Annotated in this window: 2 protein-coding genes; both read right to left on the bottom strand. The window is 42.8% G+C overall.

Annotated elements, in window-relative coordinates:
• Nucleotides 1–139: 139 nt before the first annotated feature.
• A complete protein-coding gene (locus tag QT992_RS22955) occupies nt 140–1,558 on the bottom strand; it encodes a 2-succinylbenzoate--CoA ligase (protein WP_333377797.1) in 1,419 nt (472 codons plus the stop codon).
• 75 nt (nt 1,559–1,633) lie between these two features.
• Nucleotides 1,634–2,330: o-succinylbenzoate synthase (locus QT992_RS22950; RefSeq protein WP_333377795.1), on the bottom strand; the 697-nt coding region annotated here is incomplete at its 5' end.

Raw genomic sequence — 2,330 nt, 5'->3', positions numbered from 1 at the left:
ACAGTTGACAGTTGACAGTTGACAGTTGACAGTTGACAGTTGACAGTTGACAGTTGACAGTTGACAGTTGACAGTTGTTAGGAGTCGGAAATAAGCATGAAAAATTCTGCCTTCTGCATTGATTGCGATCGCCTAATAATTATTGATATTTGAGCGCAATTTCTTGCAATTGTTCTCGATTGACTTTGCCTTGAGAATTGCGCGGCAATTGTTCGACGACTACCCAATATTTCGGCCGCTTAAACTTGCTCAACTTATCTTCTATTGCCGCTTGCAGATTTTTGACAGTAACTTCGGAATTAGCGGGAACGTAGATAGCCGTAACGACTTGACCCCAATCTTTGTCTGGCAAGCCAATTACAGCAATATCCGCAACTAAATTAGTCGATCGCACAACGGCTTCAACTTCCGCCGGAAATACATTTTCTCCGCCTGTGATAATTTTGTCGCTGCTGCGTCCGACGATATTTAAGTAGTTATTTTTATCGAAAAATCCCAAATCATCTAGTTGGAAGTATTGGCGATCGCCAAATTGTTCAGGATAATAACCCAACGCCAAAGATTTAGCATTAATCGCAATATTGCCGATTTTATTATAACACAAAATATCGCCTTTTGCACTGCGAATCGTTATTTTAGCATGGGGTAAAGTTTGACCGGAACTGTTATTGCCCGCGAGAAAATCTTGGGGTTTTAGTGTAGCAATTTGCGAGGCGGTTTCTGTCATGCCATAACTAGGCGCTAATTTAATTTGATAGTTTCTAGCTGTTTCTAAAAGTTCCGGCCAAGCGGGAGCACCGCCCAAAAGTACGGCACGAAAGCGTCCCAGCCAATTAGCTGTATCTGGATTTTGCAGCAGCCGTTGCAGTTGAGTTGGAACTAAAGAAATGAAAAATTCTTCGGGCTCAATCTGACATATTTTACCATTTTCTAATTCTTTAAATGGCTGAATAGCCAGTTTTCCTCCGGTAGTAAAGGAACGCATGAATTGCATTAAACCGCTGACATGATATAATGGCAAAACACAAAACGAGTTGATTTTGTCAACTTGAAAATATTGTTGAAAACCTTGTACTGATGCGGTTAGTGTTTCCCAAGTGTGGATGGCAAAACGAATTTTTCCCGACGAACCGCCGGTGGGAATCATAATCGTATCAAAACCGCTTTTAGTCGGCGAATGGAATTCGCGGCTATACAAACGAAGTCCGCCTTCGCCGACTGGGATATGGGGATTGTTGGGAAGCGGGTATTGTCCCAAAATTAAGTCGGGTTGGACTAAATCAAAGACTTGTTGCCATTCTTGTTTTACCCAGTTGGGATTGCACAGAAAAATCGGGCATTTGGCGGCGCGGGCGGCGGTGAAACGGGCCAGAAATTGCACGGGTTCTGGTTCGGCGAGGCAAATTTTTGGCGGTGTTTTTTGTGCAGGATTTTGGGTTATTTCTTGAAATAGCCGATCGACAATTCGGGCAAATTCGCGACTGTCACAACCGATCAGCCAATCATCGGGCAAGCCAGACGCGATATCCAGGATATTTACTGTTAGATTTGTTGCCATAGATGCTTTCACCAAGTTTCTCGATTCAAAACAATTACCTAACCGCTTGATTTAGTCGTGGAAGTAATCTAAAATCTAAAATCTAAAATCTAAAATCGAATGATTGTCATCGAACCAGCAATCCGTGCCGAAGCCGAGTGCTCTATTATTTAAAGACAATTCGGTTGCTAAATTTAATGCTGCTTGTCTGCCGATTTGGGTTTCAAATACTGATGAAAAAACTGCATCTATATTGTGAGTTTTACAAAATTTTCGCAGTTGGGATGGGGAACCGCATATCGCAGGTTTAATGACGAAAATGCCCCGCCAGCCTTGGCTGTAGCACTCTTGGATGCGATCGAGGTTGGCAGCAGATTCATCAAGGGCGAGATCAGTTGCATAAATAGCATTCAATTCTACCATTTCCTGAAACTGTGTTACCGGCAGCGGCTGTTCCAAAAATTCAATGTCTGCGGAAAAGTCGGGAGTTGCTTTTACCTTGTCGCAAGCTTCCAGCCATGTTTTAGCCTGCGAGTAACTGAGTCCCCCGTTGGCATCTAACCGCAAAAATGCTTTTTCGTGATCGCACAAATTGTGTATTGCTTGGATTAGCTGCTGAAAAATCTTTAATTCTTCCTCAATTGCAGCAACACCAATTTTCCATTTAAACGTCCGATATCCCTCTAACCAAAGTATTGGTAAAGCCTGCAAAGCTGTTTCACCTGCTGGCAATAAACCGCTGAACCGATTTTTTTCTTCCTCATTCCCAACCTCTTTCGATTGGTGACTTCTT

This window comes from Microcoleus sp. T3_D1 (assembly GCF_036700405.1).
Lineage (GTDB): Bacteria > Cyanobacteriota > Cyanobacteriia > Cyanobacteriales > Microcoleaceae > Microcoleus.
The sequence above is the reverse complement of the archived record's forward strand: the minus strand, read 5'-3'. Positions and strand labels throughout refer to the sequence as shown.